The following is a 17337-nucleotide window of genomic DNA, read 5'->3' as shown; positions in this document are numbered from 1 at the left end:
CAACGGCCGGGGGTGGTCCCTTTGGGTCGTTGAGCGAGCGGAGCGAGTCGAAACGCGGTGACCCGGGGCTGGGCGCGTTTCGTCTCGGTGCTTCGCTCCTCGCTCAACGACCAGGGGTGAGCGTCGGTCGTTGAGCGAGCGAAGCGAGTCGAAACGTAGTAACCCGGGTGCGGCGGCGTTTCGTCTCGGTGCTTCGCTCCTCGCTCAGCGGCCGGGGGAGAGGCGAAACGCGGTGACCCGACGGATGGTCAGGTCACCGCGTTTCGTGGCGATGCGGGGCGGGGCGGATGTCGCACGGGGCGCCCCGGGTCAGCGCAGCCGCTTCTTGTACAGGGCCACGGCGACGCCGTAGGCGACGACGAGGATCCCGAGCATCCAGGCCAGGGCGACCCAGATCTCCCCTCCGACGGGCTGGCCCGCGAACAGCGCACGGATGGTGTTCACGATGGATGTCACCGGCTGGTGCTCGGCGAACCAGGCGACCGGTCCGGGCATCGACGACGTCGGCACGAACGCGGAGCTGATGAACGGGAGGAAGATCAGCGGGTAGCTGAACGCGCTCGCCCCGTCCACGGTCTTGGCGGCCAGGCCCGCGATCACGGCGATCCAGGTCAGCGACATGGTGAAGAGCACGAGGATCCCCGCCACGGCGAACCAGGCCCCCACGGACGCTCCGGTGCGGAAGCCCATGAGGAACGAGACGCCCACGACGATCGCCAGCGACACCACGTTCGCGACCAGCGAGGTCAGAACGTGCGCCCACAGCACGCTCGAACGCGCGATCGGCATGGACTGGAAGCGCTCGAAGATGCCGCCCTGCATGTCCAGGAACAGCCGGTACGCCGTGTAGGCGATGCCGGAGGCGATGGTGATGAGGAGGATCCCCGGGAGCATGTAGTCGATGTACGACCCCTCCGTCCCGGTGCGGATCGCGCCGCCGAGGACGAAGACGAACAGCAGCATCATCGCGATCGGCGTGACCGCCGTGGTGATGATCGTGTCGGGGCTGCGGAGGATGTGGCGCAGGGACCGGCTCGTGAGCACGCCGGTGTCGCGCAGGACGTGAGTGGTCATCGGAGTTCCTTTCGGGATGCGCCGGCCTCGGCCGGCGCGTCGGACTCGGCCGGCGAGGCGTCGCCGACGAGGGCGAGGAAGACGTCCTCGAGGCTGGGCTGCTTCTCCACGTACTCGACCGTGGCCGAGGGGAGCAGCTGCTTGAGCTCGGCGAGCGTGCCGTTCTGGATGATGGTGCCCCGGTGGAGGATCGCGATGCGGTCGGCGAGCTGCTCGGCCTCGTCCAGGTACTGGGTCGTCAGCAGCACGGTCGTGCCGCCGCGGGCGAGGTCGCGGACGGTGTCCCAGACCTCGATGCGGGCCTGGGGGTCCAGGCCCGTCGTGGGCTCGTCGAGGAAGATGATCGCCGGGTCCCCGATGAGGCTCATCGCGATGTCGAGCCGGCGACGCATGCCGCCGGAGTACGTCCCGGCCTTGCGCGATCCCGCATCGGTCAGCGAGAACCGCGCGAGCATCGCGTCGGCGGCGGCGCCCGGGTCCTTCAGGTGCCGCAGCTGAGCGACGAGCACGAGGTTCTCGCGCCCGGTCAGCACCTCGTCCACGGCGGCGAACTGCCCGGTGAGGCTGATCGACTCGCGCACGTCGTCGGACTCGGCGCCGACGTCGAAGCCGTTCACCGTGGCGGTGCCGCCGTCGGCCTTCAGCAGCGTCGACAGGATGCGCACGAGCGTGGTCTTGCCGGCGCCGTTGGAGCCGAGGAGGGCGAAGATGCTGCCCTCCGCCACGTCGAAGTCGACGCCGCGCAGGACCTGGAGGTCCTTGTAGGACTTGGTGATCCCCTGGACCCGGATGGCCGGGCGGGTGGCGGTGAGGGCGGTCATCATTCCTTCTCCTTCGCGGCGCGCTCGGCCTCGTCGACGGCCTTGGTCAGGCGGGCGCGCTCCTTGTCGATCCAGTTCTTGCCCGAGTAGGCGGCGGCGAACGTCTCGATGAAGTCCACCGGGTCGTCGCCGACGATGTCGCGCAGCGGCGTGCCGTCGGCCACCGCCGACTCCCACAGGTCGGCGAAGTCCGTGAACATCGTGATGAGCGTGGCGCCGTCCTCGACGGGGCCGTTGTACATCAGGTACCGGTGGCAGGCCTTGGCGGCGGCGTGGTACGGCTCGGGCAGGGCCTCGATGCGGGCCATGTCCTTCTTGTACTGCTTCTTCTGGTCGAGGGAGCCGGTGAGGGCTTCGATCCACTTGGGTGCGGCCATGGTCATTCTCCTTGGGGGGTGGTGCGGATGTCGTGTGGGGTGCGGAGCCGGTCGATGCGCTCCTCGAGGAAGGTCCAGGTCTCCCAGAACTCGTCGAGGGCGGCGCGGCCCTGCGCGTTGAGGGTGAAGACCTTGCGGGGCGGCCCCTTCTCGGACGGGACCTTCTCCACGTCCACGAGCCCGCGCTGCTCGATCCGGACGAGGAGCGCGTAGACGGTGCCCTCCACGATCTCGGTGAAGCCCTGCTCGCGCAGGCGCGCGGTGATCTCGTAGCCGTAGGCCGGCCGGGTCGCGAGGGTGGCGAGAACGATGCCTTCGAGGGTGCCCTTCAGCATCTCCGTCAGCTGCTTGCCCATGTCGTCCTCCTTTCGCTATTCGGTGTCGTTGATATTCAGTGTTGCTAGGTACCACTAGACGGTAACACTGAGTACCGGTACTTGGCAACACCGAATACCAAGGATTCTCGGTTTGCCCAGCGGGCCGGCTCCACTCTCGCGTCGGTGCCTCGGGCGAACAACGCCGAATCGCTCACCGATCGTTCAGCAGGAGTGAACGGTTCGGCTACAGTGAGCGTCGACGGTCCCGCGGGGCAGCAGGGCAGCGGGGCGGAGGGGGAAGCCCGTGGAGACGCAGGACATCGAGGTCTTCCTCGCCCTCGCCGACGAGCTGCACTTCGGCCGCGCCGCGCAACGGCTGCGCCTGAGCCCCGCCAGAGTCACCCAGGTGCTGCAGCGCACCGAGCGCGAGATCGGCGGCGCGCTGTTCCATCGCACCAGCCGCCGGGTCGTCCTCACCGCCCTCGGCGCGCAGCTCCATTCCGATCTGGCACGCGTGCATTCCGACTTGGGCGCGAGCGTCGAGCGGGCGAGACGCATGGCGTCCGGGGCCGTGGGGACTCTCCAGGTGGGGAAGGTCGGCTGGGATGTCGTGGAGTTCCAGCCCGCGATCCAGAGATTCGTCGCCGATCGGCCCGGGCTCGACATCCGGATCCGCCACGTCCGGTTCGACGACCCGTTCGGCGGCCTCCGCGCCGGGACGCTCGACGCGGTGCTCGCCTGGCTGCCGGTGCGGGAGCCCGATCTCCGGGTGGGACCCGTGCTCTACACGGAGCCCTTGGTCGTTGCCATGGCGACGGGGCACGCCCTCGCGTCTCGCGACAGCATCCGTCTCGACGAGCTCGGCGACGTCGAGCTCATCGACGGCCCGCGACCCGAATACTGGCGCGACGCCGTGGTTCCCCCGACGACGCCGTCAGGGGAACCGATGCGGTTCGGTACGCGCGTCGACTCCTTCGAGGAGATGCTCCCGATCCTGTCCTCCGGCGAAGCGGTCTCGCCCGTGCACGCGCATGCGAGCCGCTACGCGATCCGGCCGGACATCACGTACCGTCCCCTCGTCGACGCCCCGGCGGCGCAGTGGGCACTGGTCTGGCGCGCGGACGCGGAGACGCCGACTCTCCGAGACCTCGCGCGCGCGCTCGTCCCCGACCTCGACGCGCCGAGCCGCTAAGAGGCGGAGAAGACCTCGCGGCCGGTGAACCAGGTGGACAGCACCCGGGTGCGCACGATGTCCTCCGGCGGGCACGCGATCGCATCGCGGTCCAGCACGACGAAATCCGCGGACTTGCCCACGGCCAGGGAGCCCGTCTCGTCGCCCAGGCCCATCGCGGTCGCCGCGTTGATCGTGAACACCTCCAGCGCTTCCTCGGCGGTGATCGCCTGTTCCGGCCACAGCACGCCGGACGCACGACCGAGCGGGTCGGCGCGGGTGACGAGCCCCTGGATCCCCTCCAGCGGGTTCGGCGACTCGCTCACCGGCCAGTCCGAGCCCCCGGCGACGAGCGCGCCGGAGTCGATCAGCGTCCGATTGGGCTGCGAGTGCTCGGCGCGCTCGCCGAGCACCTCGGCCAGCGCGTCGGGGATGACCCCGGGGAACCAGATGAAGGGGGAGATGTCCGCGGTCACCCTCAGTGCGGCGAGCCTCGGAAGGTCCGCGTCGGCGAGGAACTGGCCGTGCGCGATCTGCAGCGGCATGCCGATGCCCTCCGAGCGCAGCTGCTGCGCGGCGTCCAGCACGAGGCGGGCGGATCCGTCTCCGGTGCAGTGGATCTTCGCTCCGAGCCCCCGCGCGTCCACGACGCGCAGCCAGTCGAGCAGCTCCTCCGCGGTCATGGTGGTCGTGCCGTGGAAGTGGGCGCCGTGCGCGTCGTCCGCGACATAGGGGTCGAGGAACGACGCCGTGCGGGCCGGCGGCACGCCGTCGAGGAAGATCTTGACGAAGTCCGGACGGTGGTGGACGGTCCGGAACCGCTCGCCCTGCGTGATGAGCGGCATCCCCACCGGATCCACCCCGAAGATCTCGTCGTTGACGAGGAGCGACGACACGACCCACGCGTCGAGCTCGCCCGCCCGGTCCAGGTCGGCCAGCGCGCCCAGGATCTCGACGGAGACCCCGGCATCCTGGAACGCCGTGATGCCGTAGGAGCTCACGAGCTCGACGCCCCGCCGGGACGCCTCCCGATGCTGGGCCGCCGTCAGCCCTCCGGCACGCTCGAGCGCCTCCTGCACCGGGATCCCCGCCGCCTCCAGCAGGACCCCGGTGGGCGTGCCGTCCTCGGGGTCGAGCAGCGTCACGCCGCCTGCGGGGACGGATCCGGCGGTGATCCCGGCGAGCTCCAGCGCCCGCGTGCTCGCCCACCGGTTGTGCCGGGAGTCCTCGGCGATGACGACGGGGCGCCCGCCGGCGGCCTCGTCCAGCCTCCGCCGCACGGCCGTGCTCGCCAGTGTCGGCAGGAGCGTCGTCGCGACGACGCCGCCCACGATCCATGCGCCCTCGGGCAGGCTCGCCGCCCGCTCCCGGATGCGGTCGAGGATCTCGTCGAGCGTCAGCGAGGGCGTGAGGACCAGCTCGAACAGATCCGTGCGCCCGGCGATCGCGTGATGGTTGTGCACGTCGGCGAACCCGGGATACACGGCGGCGTCCGGACCGAGGTCCACGACGCGCGTGTCCGGGCCCCGCCACGCGTCGACCGTCTCGCGATCGCCGATCACCGCGATCCTTCCGCCGCGCACGGCGAAGGCCTCCGCGGACGGGGCGTCGCGGACGAGGGTCCGGATCGTCCCCGCCCGTACGACGAGTTCGGCCGGTGCGTCGGGGGAGCGCTCCGCGGGCGAGTCCGCGGAGTGCTGCGCAGGCGCGTCCGTCATCTCAGTCGGCCCCGTCGGCGGCGGGGAACGAGGCGGGCTCGAGGTCCGGGGCGTGGTGCGTCACCGACAGCAGTCGTCCCCAGGCGCCGAAGGTGAAGTGCGTCGGCACCTCGCCGGACTCGTCCAGCCCGAACAGGACGCCGTGCGAGCGGATCCGCGAGGCGTCCCGGTGATCGGCGATCGTCACGGACGCGCAGGGGATCACCTTCTCACGCCACGCGAAGACGTAGATCCCGGGCCGGATCTGCCAGACGCTGTTCTCGTCCGTGTCGGCGAGACCGCGCTCGGGCCCGGCGAGGCACTGCCACGAGTACCAGCGCTCCGACAGGTAGACGTGCTCGTAGGCGTGCTCGGTGCTGTACACCCACTCGACCCGGCGGCCGATGAGCGTACGCGTCGGCGCGGGCGCGTCGCCGGAGACGGCGGCCCCGTCGATCTCGGCGGGACCGAAGAAGTGCTGGACGCGCGTGCGTCCCCGCTCCGGGGGGAGGATCCGGCTCACCACGGACAGGACGCGGCCGTGGCGGAGGTCCACCACGAGCGAGACCGCCTCGGTCGGGAGGCTCTCGTGATGGAACTGGACGAAGAAGAGCTCGTCGTCCACCTCGAACGCCTCGTACGCGTCGGTTCCGGAGGAGGCCGCCGTGGCGTCGCCGGCTCCCGGCGTGTAGTCCCAGCTCACCCGATCCGCGGTGAAGCGGTGGCTGATCCGGGTGCCGTTGGGCGCGGTGACGTTCACCTCGCGGCCGTCGAGCGCGGTCGTGTGCGTGGCCTTGTTGGCGTCGAACCCGGGGGCGAGCCCGTCCAGGGGGAGCCACGTCGAGGTGTCGGCAGGGTTCAGGGTGGTCATGGTTCTCCTTCGGTGGGCCCCGGGGCGGTCCTCGGGGCGGTGATGGATCGGCGGAGCGGTCAGCGGCTGCTGACGCGTTCGAGGTCGGTGGCGAGGCCGTCGTACACGGCGGGACGGTTGCGGCGCAGATAGGCCGCGTAGACGATGCCGCCGATCAGCGTGAGGACGAGAAGCAGCGGCATGAGACGGATGGCGAGCTCCTGGGAACCGGCGACGATGTCGAAGTTCACCACCGCCAGCACGGAGATCGCGGCGATCCCCAGGAAACCGATCCCCGGTGCGATCAGGGTGCTCCACAGCCGCGTGTCGCTCGCCCGACGGAAGTACACGACGATCGACAGAGCGGCGAGCCCCTGCAGGATCAGCACGCTGAGCGTTCCGAAGCCGAGCATGGCCGGGACGAGCGTCACGATCGGATCCGCCCCCGCGAGGAAGAAGACCACCGCCACGGCCGCGGCGAACCCGGCCTGCACGATGCCGGCGATCTGCGGCGCTCCCGTCGTGCGGGTACGGGCGAACGCGTGCGGGAGGATCCGCGCCCGGCCGAGGGCGTAGAGGTACCGGGTGGCCGAGTTGTGGAACGCGAGCATCGCCGCGAACAGGCTCACCAGCAGCAGGATCATCATGACCGTGGTCAGCGGTCCGCCGAGGTATGTCTGCGAGAGCGAGAAGATGAGGTCCCCCGTCGGCAGGTGCTTCAGCGCGACGCCCTGGGCCTGGGCGACCCCGGTGGCGCTGACGACCGCCCACGTGGTCACCCCGAGGATCACGCCGATCGCGGTGATGGCGGTGTACGTGGCGCGCGGGATCGTGCGCAGCGGCTGCTTCGCCTCCTCGCTGAACAGAGCCGTGGCCTCGAAGCCCAGGAAGCCGGTCGCCGCCAGCAGCAGTCCGATCGGAAGGGACCCGCCGAACACGGCCTCGGGGCTGAACGCGGAGACGTCGTACCCGGTCTGGACGAGCACCGAGACGTCGAAGACGACGAGCATGAGGACTTCCAGCACCAGGCACACGCCGAGGACCTTCGAGCTGAAGTCCACGCCGATCCGCGCGAGCACGAAGCAGACCGCGATCGACAGCAGGCCCCAGACGATCCAGTGCAGGTCGAACCCGGTGAGGTCTCGGACGATGGTCTGCATGAAGAAGCCGCTCGTGCCGATCGTCCCGACGACGAAGAAGTTGTAGCCGAGCGTGGCGATGAGGCCGGCCACGAGGCCGCCCGTGCGCCCGAGCCCCTTGACGACGAACGCGTAGAAGCCGCCGGCGTTGACGAGCTGCTTGGACATCTGCGCGTAGCCGACGGCGAACAGCAGGAGGATCGCGGCGACGAGGAAGAACGACACCGGCGTGCCGCCGCCGTTGCCCAGGGCGATCGCCAGCGAGGCGACCACCACGATGCCCGTCAGCGGAGCGACGGCGGCCAGGACCAGGAAGACGATGCCGGCCACGCCGAGCGCGCCCGGGCGCAGCGTGGTCCCCGGTCCGTCGTGCAGGGCGGTCGCGGGTGCGGGATTCGGATCGGCCACGTCGGCTCCTTCGCTCGGGTGACGGTGTCGGCGACGGCGTCGCGGCAGGGTCGCGTCGCCGGATGTGTTTGCGAGTCTGCTCTTTCCGCATCGATGCGGATTGACCGTGAGCGAAGGGCATTGGTGCGAGGGCGCACACCGGGCCCGGCGTCGTTCGCCGGAGACGGGGCGAGGAGCAGGATGACGGTCGGAGGGGGGCGGCCGCACGGACGGCCGCTCCGCCCCGGGAGAACGACGGAGGGGGCGGCGATGGAGCTGCGGCTGCGGGGGAGGACCGCCCTGGTGACGGGGGCTGCCGGAGGCATCGGCCGGGCCGTTGCCCGGACGCTCGCCGACGAGGGCATGCGGCTCGTGCTCCTGGACCGGGACGAACCCGGGCTCCGCGAGACGGCGGAACCGATCACGGACGCGGTCATCCGTGTGGCGGACGTCACCGCGGAGGACCAGGTCGCCGCCGCCATCGGCGACGACGCGCTCCACGCGGTCGTCTGCTGCGCGGGCATCTCCGGGCCGGTCGGCACCGGGATCGAGCAGACGCCGCTCGCCGCGTGGGACGCCGTGTTCGCCGTGAACGTCACGGGTGCCTTCCTCGTGCTCAAGCACGCTCTCCCCGGGCTGCGCCGTGCCGACGCCGCCGCCGTGGTGCTCGTCGCCAGCGACTCCGCCGTCGTGGCCTCTCCGGGGATGGCCCCCTACTGCGCGTCGAAGGCGGCGCTGGTGCAGTTCGGCCGGGCTCTGTCCGTGGACCTCGCCGGCGACGGCATCCGCGTCACCAGCGTCTCGCCGTCCGTCGTCGATACGCCCATGAGCCGCGGCGATCTCGGCGTGGACGGGTTCGGGGATGCGCCGTATCCCGTGCAGAGCGCCGACGAGGTCGCCGACCACGTCGCCTACCTGCTGTCGCCGCGGGCACGGGCGGTCAACGGCACCGGGATCCTCGCCGACTTCGGCGTCAGCGCCCGGTCCGGCTTCCCCGCCTGAGCACCCAGACCATCATCCCTTCCCCACTGAATCGGAGGACCCCATGGGCACCGGACACACCGTCGGATCGAGCGTCGCCGGACACGTCGTCGTCATCACGGGCGGAGGCACCGGGATCGGCGCCGCCGTCGCCGAGCGCTACGCCGCCGAAGGGGCGCACGTCGTGGTGGTCGGCAGACGGGAGGAGCCCCTGCGTGCCGTGCAGCGCGCGGTCGGGGCGCATCCGATCGTCGCCGACGCGGCGGACGGTGCGGACGCGCGCCGGGTGGTCACCGAGACGCTCGCGCGGTTCGGGCGGATCGACGCGCTCGTCGCCAACGCCGGGGGGCACGGCTTCGCTCCGGTGACCGAGACCGACGACGCGGGCTGGGAGGCGGCGCTCCGGGCGAATCTCACGACGGCCTTCACGATGGCGCGGGAGTCTCTTCCGGCGCTCATCGAGGCGAAGGGGCGGATCGTCGTGGTGTCCTCGCTCGCGGGCCTGTTCGCGGGTCCGTCGGTGGCGGGGTACACGGTCGGCAAGCATGCGCTGATCGGGCTGACGCGCACGCTCGCACGCGACTACGGCCGTCACGGCGTGCGGGTGAACGCCGTGTGCCCGGGGTGGGTGCAGACGCCCATGGCGGACGAGGAGATGGACGAGTTCGCCGCGCACGCCGAGCTCGCCTCGCGCGAGGACGCCTATTCCGCGGTGACCGCCGACGTACCGCTGGGACGCCCGGCCCGGCCCGCCGAGATCGCGTCCGCCGTGCGCTTTCTCGGATCGGGGGAGTCGTCGTACATCACGGGCGCGGTCCTGGTCGTGGACGGCGGAGCGCACATCGTGGATGTGCCCACCCTCGCGTTCGACCACGCCGGCATGTGACGCGTCGTGTCCTCGGTCGAGGGGTCGGCGCGTTTCGTCTCGCTGCGCTCGCTCAACGGCCGGTGGCGGGGTTCGGTCATTGAGCGAGGAGCGCAGCGACGAGACGAAACGCGGTGGCGGGGTTCGGTCGTTGAGCGAGGAGCGCAGCGACGAGTCGAAACGCAGGTGTGCGTGCTTCTCTCGCTCGACGACCGGAGACGCGCTCGTCAGTCGATCGTGAAGAGGATCGCGTCGCCGTCCGGCTCGATGCGGACGTGCGTCAGATCCGGCACGACGACGTCGGGCGAGAAGCGGGTCGCTCCGGCGCCGACGCCGACGACGCGCATGCCGGCCGCCTTGGCTGCGGCGATCCCGGCCTCGGAATCCTCGAAGGCCACGCATTCCTCCGGTGCGATCCCCAGTCGCTGCGCACCGAGGAGGAACCCCTCCGGATCGGGCTTCGACGCGGTGACGTCCTCCGCGGTGACGCGCGTGACGGGGATCGTCAGGCCGGCGGCCTGCATCCGGGCGGTCATCAGCGAGACGTTCGCCGAGGTGACGATCGAGTGCGGCAGGTCCCGCAGCGCGGTGAGGAAGGTCCCGGCGCCCGCGATCTCGACGACGCCGTCCACGTCGGCGCTCTCGCGCGCGAGCAGCTCCTCGTTCTCGACGAGGTTGATCGCGTGGTCGCGGTCCGGCAGCAGGATCGCCATGCTCTGGTGCCCCTGGCGCCCGTGGACGACCTCGAGCACCGTCTGGGTGTCGAGACCGTGCGGCTGCGCCCACTCCAGCCAGAGCCGTTCCACGACCGCGGTCGAGTCGACGAGCGTCCCGTCCATGTCGAGGAGAGCGGCACGGGCGCGGAGGGTCTGACTCATCCGCCCAGCGTATCCCGCCCCGCGAGCCCGCCCCTCCCGACGAGTGGTCAGAAAATGTGGGTTGAGGGCCGCTCAACCCACAGAAACTGACCACTCGACAAGCGGAGGGGCGCCGCGGGTCAGCCGCCGAGGTAGGCGCGATGCAGCAGCGCCGGGTCGGCGGCGAGCTCCTCGGCGGTGCCCTGGAACGACACCCGGCCTCCGGCCACCACCACCGCCTCCCGGGCCAGCCCCAGCGCCAGCTGCGTGAACTGCTCCACGAGAAGCACTCCCACGCCGGACTCCGCGATCCGCTGCACGATCGGCATCAGCCGGAGGAACACCACCGGGGCCAACCCCAGCGACATCTCGTCGATGAGGAGGATCCGCGGCTTCGCCGCGAACGCACGGGCCAGCACGACCATCTGCTGCTCCCCGCCCGACAACAGGGCGGTGGGGGAGTCGATCCGCTTCTCCAGCTCCGGGAAGGATGCGAGCGCCGCCTCGACGCCCGCCGGGGTGCGGGCGGTGAGGGAGAGGTTCTCCCGCACGGTGAGGGAGGGGAAGACGGCGCGGCCCTGCTCGATGTGCACGATGCCCCGGCGGGCGCGGGCGACCCGCGACAGACGGTCGATCGGCTCCCCGTCGAGCCGGACGCTCCCGGCCGAGTGCGGCGTCACTCCGGACAGCGCCTCGATGAGGCTCGTCTTGCCCGCCCCGTTCGGCCCCACGAGAGCCAGGACCTCACCGCCGCGGACCGTCAGGGAGACGTCGGAGATCACCGGGCCCGCCCCACGGCTGACGGTGACCCCGTCCAGCACCAGTTCGCTCATGACAGCAGCTCCGTCTCCCCCATGTAGGCCTTGATCACGTCCGGGTCCGCCAGGACCTCCGCCTGCGGTCCGCTCGCGAGCACGCGGCCGAAGTCCAGCACCGTCAGCGTGGGGCACACCGACCGGACGAGGTCGAGATCGTGCTCGATGATCACCAGCGCCACGCCGTACCGTTCGGGCAGCTCCCGCAGTCGCGCGGCCAGAGCGAGGTGCTCCTCGTGGGACAGCCCGGCGGCCGGCTCGTCTAGCACGAGCAGCCGGGGCCGGGCGAGGACGGCGGCGGCGACCTCGACGAGGCGCCGTGTCCCCACATCGACGCTCGAGAGCCGCGCGCGGGCCGGAGGGCAGCCGAAGAACGCCAGCGCCTCGTCGATGTCCGCCGTCGAGAGCCGCCGCCGGGCCACGAAGCGCACGTAGGCGCCGACCGTGAGCAGCGGCGGAACCCGGTCCTGCTGGAACGTGCGCCGAAGCCCGCGTCGCGCGCGGCGGGTGGGCGAGAGCCCCGCCAGGTCCTCGTCGCCCAGAAGCACCCGCCCGCCGTGCTTCGGGAGGAAGCCGCTGATCGCGTCGACGAACGTGGACTTGCCGGCGCCGTTGGGGCCGATGAGCCCCATGATCGAGGCCGCGGGCACCTGGAAGGACACGTCGTCGAGCGCCTTCAGCGCGCCGAACTGCACCGTCAGCCCCTCGACGGTCAGCACGGGGGCACCGTCGAGGGCTTCCGTGTCGACGGTCGCGGTCGTCCGGGTGGTGATGGCGGTCGCGTCCTCGTCGGCGCCGGGCGGCAGAGCGCTCAGCGTGCCGGACGACGAGCGCCGGTCCTGGCGTCGCCAGACGAGGTTGCGGATCCCCTGGCCGAGGTTGGTCCCGCTCGTGAGCGCCTGGACGCCCAGGACGCCGAACACGACGAACGCCCAGTCCTGCGGCACCCCCCAGCGCTTGAGGAGCTCGGGGACGAGCACCCAGAGGATCCCGCCGAGCACCGCCATGTCGATGAGGTGCGCCCCGGACATGATCGCAAGCACGTACAGGGCCAGCGACTGCAGCGGGGTGAAGCTGGAGGCGAACGGCAGCTGCACCTGTCCGGCCAGCAGGCCGCCCGAGATCCCGCCCAGCGCCGCCGACACGGCGAAGGCGGTGAGCTTGGCGCTCTGCACGCTCTGCCCGGCGGCGGCGGTGCCGCGTTCGGAGAACGCCACGGCCTTCCAGCTCGCCCCCCACCGTCCCCGCTGCAGGAAGAACACGCCCAGGCAGCACACCACGAGCACGATCACCGAGAGGAAGAAGAACTGCTTGTCGCTCGCGAACATCGCCGGCCGTTCCACGGCGGTCCCGTCCGCGGATCCGGGGAACTGGATCTGCACGAGCGTGACGTCGGCCGCGGCGGCGAAGCCGAGGGTCACGACCGCGAGGTTGACGCCCCGCAGCCGCAGCGCGGGCAGTCCCACGAGGACCCCGGCCAGTCCTGCCGCGACGCCGCCGGCGACGAGCCAGAGGAGGAATCCGCCGGGAGCCTGCACGACGTTGAGCAGGGACACGATCCACGCGCCGATCGCGGCGAAGGTGAGCTGGCACAGCGCGATCATCCCGGCGGAGCCGGTGACGATCCCCAGGCCCAGGATCGCGATCGCCGCGGTGACCGCGCTGATGGCGAGGAAGACGAAGTAGCCGGGAAGGACGTTGCTCAGCAGGAGGCCCACGAGAACGGCGATCACGGCCACGCCGAAGGGCCAGCCGACGCGGAAGACGCGGGTGCCGGCGAACGTCGGGCGGTCAGCGTGCGGCATCCCACACCTCCTTGCGCTGCGTCCACAGGAGCAGGACGACGATGAACAGGAACGGGAGGAAGTTGCGCACGAGCGCGACCTCGTCGATCTGCGCGACGAGGCCGCCGAGCACGCCGAGGGCGAGTCCCCCGACGACCGCGAGATCCAGCCGCGCGAACCCGCCGAGGAGCGCCGCCGCGGCGGCCGGGATGATGAGCATGGCCAGGCTCGTCGCGTCGTTGGACTGCGAGGGCGCCACGATGATGATCGCGACGGCGCTGATCACCCCGGTGACGAACCACACCGCGATCGACAGCGGACGCGACCGGATCCCGAGCAGTTCCGCCGTCGTCGGGCGCTCGGACAACGCGCGCAGCTGTGTCCCCACCCGGGTGCGGCTGAGGACCAGCTTCACCCCGACGGCGCTGAGCACCGCCATGAGCACGGTCGCGACGGTGACCTGGCTGATCACGACCCCGCCGAGCGAGAATGCCGGACCCGCGATGATCGGCGCGAACGGCTGCGGCTTGTTCCCGAACAGGATGAACGACAGCGAGATGAGAAGCAGCAGCGGCCCGACGGTCATCGCCGAGCGCGTCGTCGTGGAGGCTTCGGAGAGCCAGGTCGCCGCGATCCAGCCGATCACGGCGGCGAGCAGGCCGGCGACGAGCACGCCGAGCACGGATCCGACCCAGATCGGCATGCCGACCTCGCGGACCAGCCAGACGGCGGTGAACGCGCCGAACATGCCGGTCGCCGCCTGGGCGAAGTTCACGACCCGGACCAGCCGGGACATCAGTGTGAGGCTCACCCCCAGCACGGCGTAGAGGCCGCCGGCGGCGAGGCCGGCGATCGCGCCCTGGAGCATGATGCGTCCTTTCTGTGATCTGAGGGGGAGGGGGGATCTCGGTCGTCGTGCGGTCGCGCCCCCCGGGTCGTTGAGCGAGGGAGCGGAGTGGCCCCCCGCCCGGGTCGTTGAGCGAGGGAGCGGAGCGACCGAGACGAAACGCGCCCTCGCGTCGAACGTCGGACGACGCGTTTCGTCTCGCTCCGCTCGCTCAACGACCGGGAGGTGAAGCTCCGCTTGCTCAACGACCGGGAGGTGAAGCTTCGCTCGCTCAACGACCGGGAGGTGAGACCTGCTCGCTCAACGACCGGGAGGGGTGACGCCGCGGCTACTCGCCGATCCGGAACCAGTCGTCGGCGACCTTCTCCCAGGCGTGCGTGCCGCTCTTCAGCTCGATCGGCCACCCGGCGGTGTTGTCGACGCCGAAGCTGTAGGGGGTGCCGATCATCGGGTTCTCGATGGGGTCCATCGAGCGCAGCGCCTCGGCGACGCTCTCCCGGGTGATGTCCCCGTCGATCGTCTTGAGCACCTCGATGAAGTGCGTCGCGGCGAGGTAGCCTCCCTGGCTGAAAGCGGTGAGCGGGATGTCGTTCTCCGTCATCAGGTCCCGCCAGTCCTTGTTGATGTCGTTCTCCTCGGTGAACGGGTAGAACTCGGCGGGCACGTAGATCCCGGCGCCGGCGTTGTCGATCGCCTGGGCGAAGTTCTCGCTGTAGACGCTCGTCAGGTAGAGCCAGGTGACGTCGTCCCAGCCCTGTGCGTTCGCGGCCTTGACCTGGCCGATCGCGTCCGGCTCCACGGGGTTGATCGCGAGGGCCTTGCAGCCGGCTTCCCGCGCCTTGACGATGTACGGCGTGTAGTCGCTCGCCCCGTACGGGACCGTGTCGTCCACGTAGGTCGGCTTCTTGCCCGTGATCTCGGTCCATTTATCGATGGCCGCCTGGTAGGTCGGACGCGTGGAGCCGGCGATCTCCAGCAGGACGCAGATGTCCTGCAGTCCGAGCACCTCCGAGCCGTACATCAGCGTCAGGGTCATGTCGTTGAACGGGCCGACATTCGCCGGCGAGATGTTCTCGCTGTCGAAGCAGCCGGTGTCGACGCCGATCCCCGGGATCGACAGGATCCCCTCCTGCTCGTAGTACTTCGCGTTGATCTCGCACTCGATGAGGCTCGCCGAGCCCACGAGCGCGACGGCGCCGTCGCTGCCGACGAGCTCGCGCGCCGATGCCGTGGCGGTCGCCGGGTCGCCCTTGTCGTCGAGCATCTTGTAGTCGATCGTGCGTCCGTCGAGGCCCCCGGCCTCGTTGAACGCGTCGAAGACGGCGGCCGCCGCCTGGGACGCCTCCGGGAAGGTGGCCGGTCCGCTGATGGTGTTGACGGAGCCGACGACGATGGGGGCGCCCTCGCCCCCGCCGGCGTCGCCGGAGCAGCCCGACAGCGCCAGCGCGCCCGCCGCCAGGGCGGCGGCCGCGGCGATGATCCGCTTGTTCATGTGATTCCTGCCTCTCGGGTGTGCGAGGGGTCCTCGCGGGGTCGTGCGGGGGTGCACGGACTCGCGCTCCGGTCAGTCCCGGATCGCGCGGTTCACGAGCTCGGTGTCGGTGAACTGCTCGAAGGCGACGACCTCGCCCTCGCGCAGCCGCCAGACGTGCGCCACGCGCGCCGCCATGAAGCGGCCGGTGGCCCGGTAGGTGCCGGAGTAGGTGCCGACGCCGACGACCGTGTCGCCGCCGTCGATCACCTCGTCGATCGCGACGGTGTAGTCGTCCCACTCCTCGGCGATGCGTCCGAACACGTTCGCGGCGACGGCGTCGGGACCGACATAGGTGCCGGCGTACGGGAAGCCGGCGGCCTCGGTCCAGCGGATGTCCGCGGCGAACGGGGCGATCATGCCCGGCAGGTCGCCGCGGTCGCTGGCGGCGTAGTGGGAGCGGATGACATCGGCGTTGCTCATGGATCCTCCTGGGTCGCGAAGCGGAGTCAGACGGGCTGGGCGTCGGGGTACGAGACCGAGCCGAGCGGGTAGATGTGACCGCCGGCGCGGGAGTGCTCCGCATCGCCGTCGCCGGTGAGGCCGAGGAAGATCCCGGTCGTCATGAGCTGGTAGCCGAGGTCGTGCAGCCAGACGCTCGCGACCGCGATCCGGAACTCGCGGAAGCAGAAGAGGTAGAGCCCCTCGCCGGCCTTCCAGACGGTGGACAGATCCATGTCCCCGTGTCCTCGCTGCACCCCTTCGAGGCACTGCCAGGCGTAGCGCTGGCTGGACACGTACACGTGCTCGTACAGGTGATGCGGGCTGTAGCGGTAGATGTTGCGCTTGCCGATGAGGTCGCGGCTCGGGCCGGGGATCTCGCCGGTCGGCTCGCCGGCGTCGGTGACGGCGGACCAGAACTCCTGGCCGACCTGCGGGGTGCCTTCCACGGCCTCCGCCGCGATGCGCGAGCGCACGACGGTCGCCCGGTGCGTGCTCGTGGAGTAGACGACCGTGATCGCCTCCCGTGCGCGGCTGGTGAGCGGCAGGTTCACGAAGACGACGTCCTCGCGGACGGCGACGGCGTCGTAGGGGTCGGTGCCTGCGCTGCCGAAGCCCTCCCACGCGACGGTCCCCTCGCCGCCCTCGGCCGTGGCAGGGCCGAATCGCAGCGACAGCGTCTGGCCGTCGTCCAGGGTGAGCACGAGCGCGGTTCCGTCGAGATCCGTGTTCGGAAGGCGGTAGGTGTCGATGCCGGCGGCGAACTCGTCGTAGGTGCGCCACTCGTCCGGGTCGGGCGCGGTCGTGGTGTCCGGGGAGATGCGGGTGTCGGTCATGATGTCCTTCGGTCGGGACGCAGGCGGCGCAGAGGCCGGCGTCAGCGGGCGGGATCGATGGCGATCTTGATCACGGTGTCGTCGCGGGAGGCGATGAGCGCGAATGCGCCCTCGACCTCGGCGAGGCCCACCGTGTGGGTCACGAGCTGCTCATAGGGGAACTCCCCGCGGGCGAGCTGGGCGATGGCGGGTTCGAATCCGCCGGCGGACAGGAAGCTGGGCAGGACGTCGACCTCCCGGGTGAGCAACTCTTCGTCGGCGAGCAGCGTCAGCTCGGCGCCGGCGCCGCAGGCTCCGGCCAGCACCACCCGTCCGCCGCGGCGGACCAGCCGCAGCGCGTCGCGCTGAGCTCCCGTCACCCCGGCGATCTCGATGACGACGTCGGCGAGATCGCCGCCCAGCGCCGTCCGCACGTCGGCGACGAGATCCGACGACGCGCGGGTGTTCACGACGGCGTCGGCGCCGAACCGCCGTGCGGGATCCAGGCGGGAGGCGCGTGTTCCGACGACCACGACGCGCGCGGCTCCCGCGGAGCGCGCCGCTGCGG

General features: G+C 71.1%; 18 protein-coding genes. 3 read left to right on the top strand and 15 right to left on the bottom strand.

Annotation, left to right across the window (positions count from 1 at the left end; genetic code table 11):
- Positions 1-309: 309 nt before the first annotated feature.
- The 4 genes from MR1_RS11350 to MR1_RS11335 are packed head-to-tail and all read right to left on the bottom strand — an operon-like array spanning position 310 to position 2628.
- Positions 310-1074: an ABC transporter permease gene (locus tag MR1_RS11350; RefSeq protein WP_067246542.1), complete on the bottom strand. Its 765-nt coding sequence runs from the start codon at positions 1072-1074 to the stop codon at positions 310-312.
- On the bottom strand, positions 1071-1895 hold the full coding sequence (locus MR1_RS11345; RefSeq protein WP_067246548.1) for an ABC transporter ATP-binding protein: 825 nt from the start codon (positions 1893-1895) through the stop codon (positions 1071-1073). The genes MR1_RS11350 and MR1_RS11345 overlap by 4 nt, the downstream gene beginning before the upstream one ends.
- Complete coding sequence (locus tag MR1_RS11340) at positions 1895-2272, bottom strand: DUF1048 domain-containing protein (RefSeq protein ID WP_217996224.1); 378 nt, start codon at positions 2270-2272, stop codon at positions 1895-1897. The genes MR1_RS11345 and MR1_RS11340 overlap by 1 nt, the downstream gene beginning before the upstream one ends.
- A 2-nt stretch (positions 2273-2274) precedes the next feature.
- A complete protein-coding gene (locus MR1_RS11335; RefSeq protein WP_067246537.1) occupies positions 2275-2628 on the bottom strand; it encodes a PadR family transcriptional regulator in 354 nt (117 codons plus the stop codon).
- Positions 2629-2893: 265 nt separating this feature from the next.
- Here MR1_RS11335 and MR1_RS11330 point away from each other — a divergent pair, with 265 nt between their 5' ends.
- The gene (locus MR1_RS11330; RefSeq protein ID WP_067246534.1) at positions 2894-3781 is read left to right on the top strand and encodes a LysR family transcriptional regulator; all 888 of its coding nucleotides are present in this window, start codon (positions 2894-2896) and stop codon (positions 3779-3781) included.
- On the opposite strand, the gene MR1_RS11325 is transcribed toward MR1_RS11330, so the two are convergent.
- The 3 genes from MR1_RS11325 to MR1_RS11315 are packed head-to-tail and all read right to left on the bottom strand — an operon-like array spanning position 3778 to position 7854.
- Positions 3778-5478 carry an amidohydrolase gene (locus MR1_RS11325; protein WP_084344551.1) on the bottom strand — a complete coding sequence of 567 codons (1701 nt, stop codon included), beginning with the start codon at positions 5476-5478 and terminating at the stop codon, positions 3778-3780. The genes MR1_RS11330 and MR1_RS11325 overlap by 4 nt on opposite strands.
- Position 5479: 1 nt before the next feature.
- Positions 5480-6328, bottom strand: coding sequence for a molybdenum cofactor biosynthesis F family protein (locus MR1_RS11320; RefSeq protein ID WP_067246532.1), 849 nt, complete (start codon positions 6326-6328; stop codon positions 5480-5482).
- Positions 6329-6387: 59 nt separating this feature from the next.
- Positions 6388-7854, bottom strand: coding sequence for an APC family permease (locus tag MR1_RS11315; protein WP_067246529.1), 1467 nt, complete (start codon positions 7852-7854; stop codon positions 6388-6390).
- Between the two features lie 249 nt (positions 7855-8103).
- On the opposite strand from MR1_RS11315, the gene MR1_RS11310 reads away from it, so the two are divergent.
- On the top strand, positions 8104-8835 hold the full coding sequence (locus tag MR1_RS11310) for an SDR family NAD(P)-dependent oxidoreductase (protein WP_067246524.1): 732 nt from the start codon (positions 8104-8106) through the stop codon (positions 8833-8835).
- A 43-nt stretch (positions 8836-8878) separates the two neighbouring features.
- Positions 8879-9700 carry an SDR family NAD(P)-dependent oxidoreductase gene (locus MR1_RS11305; protein ID WP_067246521.1) on the top strand — a complete coding sequence of 274 codons (822 nt, stop codon included), beginning with the start codon at positions 8879-8881 and terminating at the stop codon, positions 9698-9700.
- A gap of 206 nt (positions 9701-9906) precedes the next feature.
- On the opposite strand, the gene MR1_RS11300 is transcribed toward MR1_RS11305, so the two are convergent.
- From MR1_RS11300 to MR1_RS11265, 8 genes are all read right to left on the bottom strand, one after another.
- Positions 9907-10557 (bottom strand): HAD-IA family hydrolase, encoded by a 651-nt coding sequence (locus tag MR1_RS11300; RefSeq protein ID WP_067246518.1) that lies wholly within the window; start codon positions 10555-10557, stop codon positions 9907-9909.
- Positions 10558-10676: 119 nt separating this feature from the next.
- Positions 10677-11369 (bottom strand): ABC transporter ATP-binding protein, encoded by a 693-nt coding sequence (locus tag MR1_RS11295; RefSeq protein ID WP_067246515.1) that lies wholly within the window; start codon positions 11367-11369, stop codon positions 10677-10679.
- Positions 11366-13156, bottom strand: a complete 1791-nt coding sequence (locus tag MR1_RS11290) for a branched-chain amino acid ABC transporter ATP-binding protein/permease (protein WP_067246512.1) — start codon at positions 13154-13156, stop codon at positions 11366-11368. The genes MR1_RS11295 and MR1_RS11290 overlap by 4 nt, the downstream gene beginning before the upstream one ends.
- Complete coding sequence (locus MR1_RS11285; protein WP_067246510.1) at positions 13143-14003, bottom strand: branched-chain amino acid ABC transporter permease; 861 nt, start codon at positions 14001-14003, stop codon at positions 13143-13145. Before MR1_RS11285 ends, MR1_RS11290 begins: the two co-directional genes overlap by 14 nt.
- Before the next feature lie 307 nt (positions 14004-14310).
- Positions 14311-15474: an ABC transporter substrate-binding protein gene (locus tag MR1_RS11280; protein ID WP_067246507.1), complete on the bottom strand. Its 1164-nt coding sequence runs from the start codon at positions 15472-15474 to the stop codon at positions 14311-14313.
- A 72-nt stretch (positions 15475-15546) separates the two neighbouring features.
- Positions 15547-15936 carry a nuclear transport factor 2 family protein gene (locus MR1_RS11275; RefSeq protein WP_067246504.1) on the bottom strand — a complete coding sequence of 130 codons (390 nt, stop codon included), beginning with the start codon at positions 15934-15936 and terminating at the stop codon, positions 15547-15549.
- 26 nt (positions 15937-15962) lie between these two features.
- The gene (locus MR1_RS11270) at positions 15963-16790 is read right to left on the bottom strand and encodes a MoaF C-terminal domain-containing protein (RefSeq protein ID WP_067246501.1); all 828 of its coding nucleotides are present in this window, start codon (positions 16788-16790) and stop codon (positions 15963-15965) included.
- Between the two features lie 41 nt (positions 16791-16831).
- Positions 16832-17337 (bottom strand): zinc-binding dehydrogenase (locus tag MR1_RS11265; protein WP_157518081.1); only part of this gene is annotated, 506 nt, incomplete at its 5' end.

It is taken from the genome of Microbacterium resistens NBRC 103078 (assembly GCF_001552355.1).
Lineage (GTDB): Bacteria > Actinomycetota > Actinomycetes > Actinomycetales > Microbacteriaceae > Microbacterium > Microbacterium resistens.
Note: the sequence above shows the minus strand (reverse complement) of the source record. Positions and strands in the feature narration are given on the sequence as shown.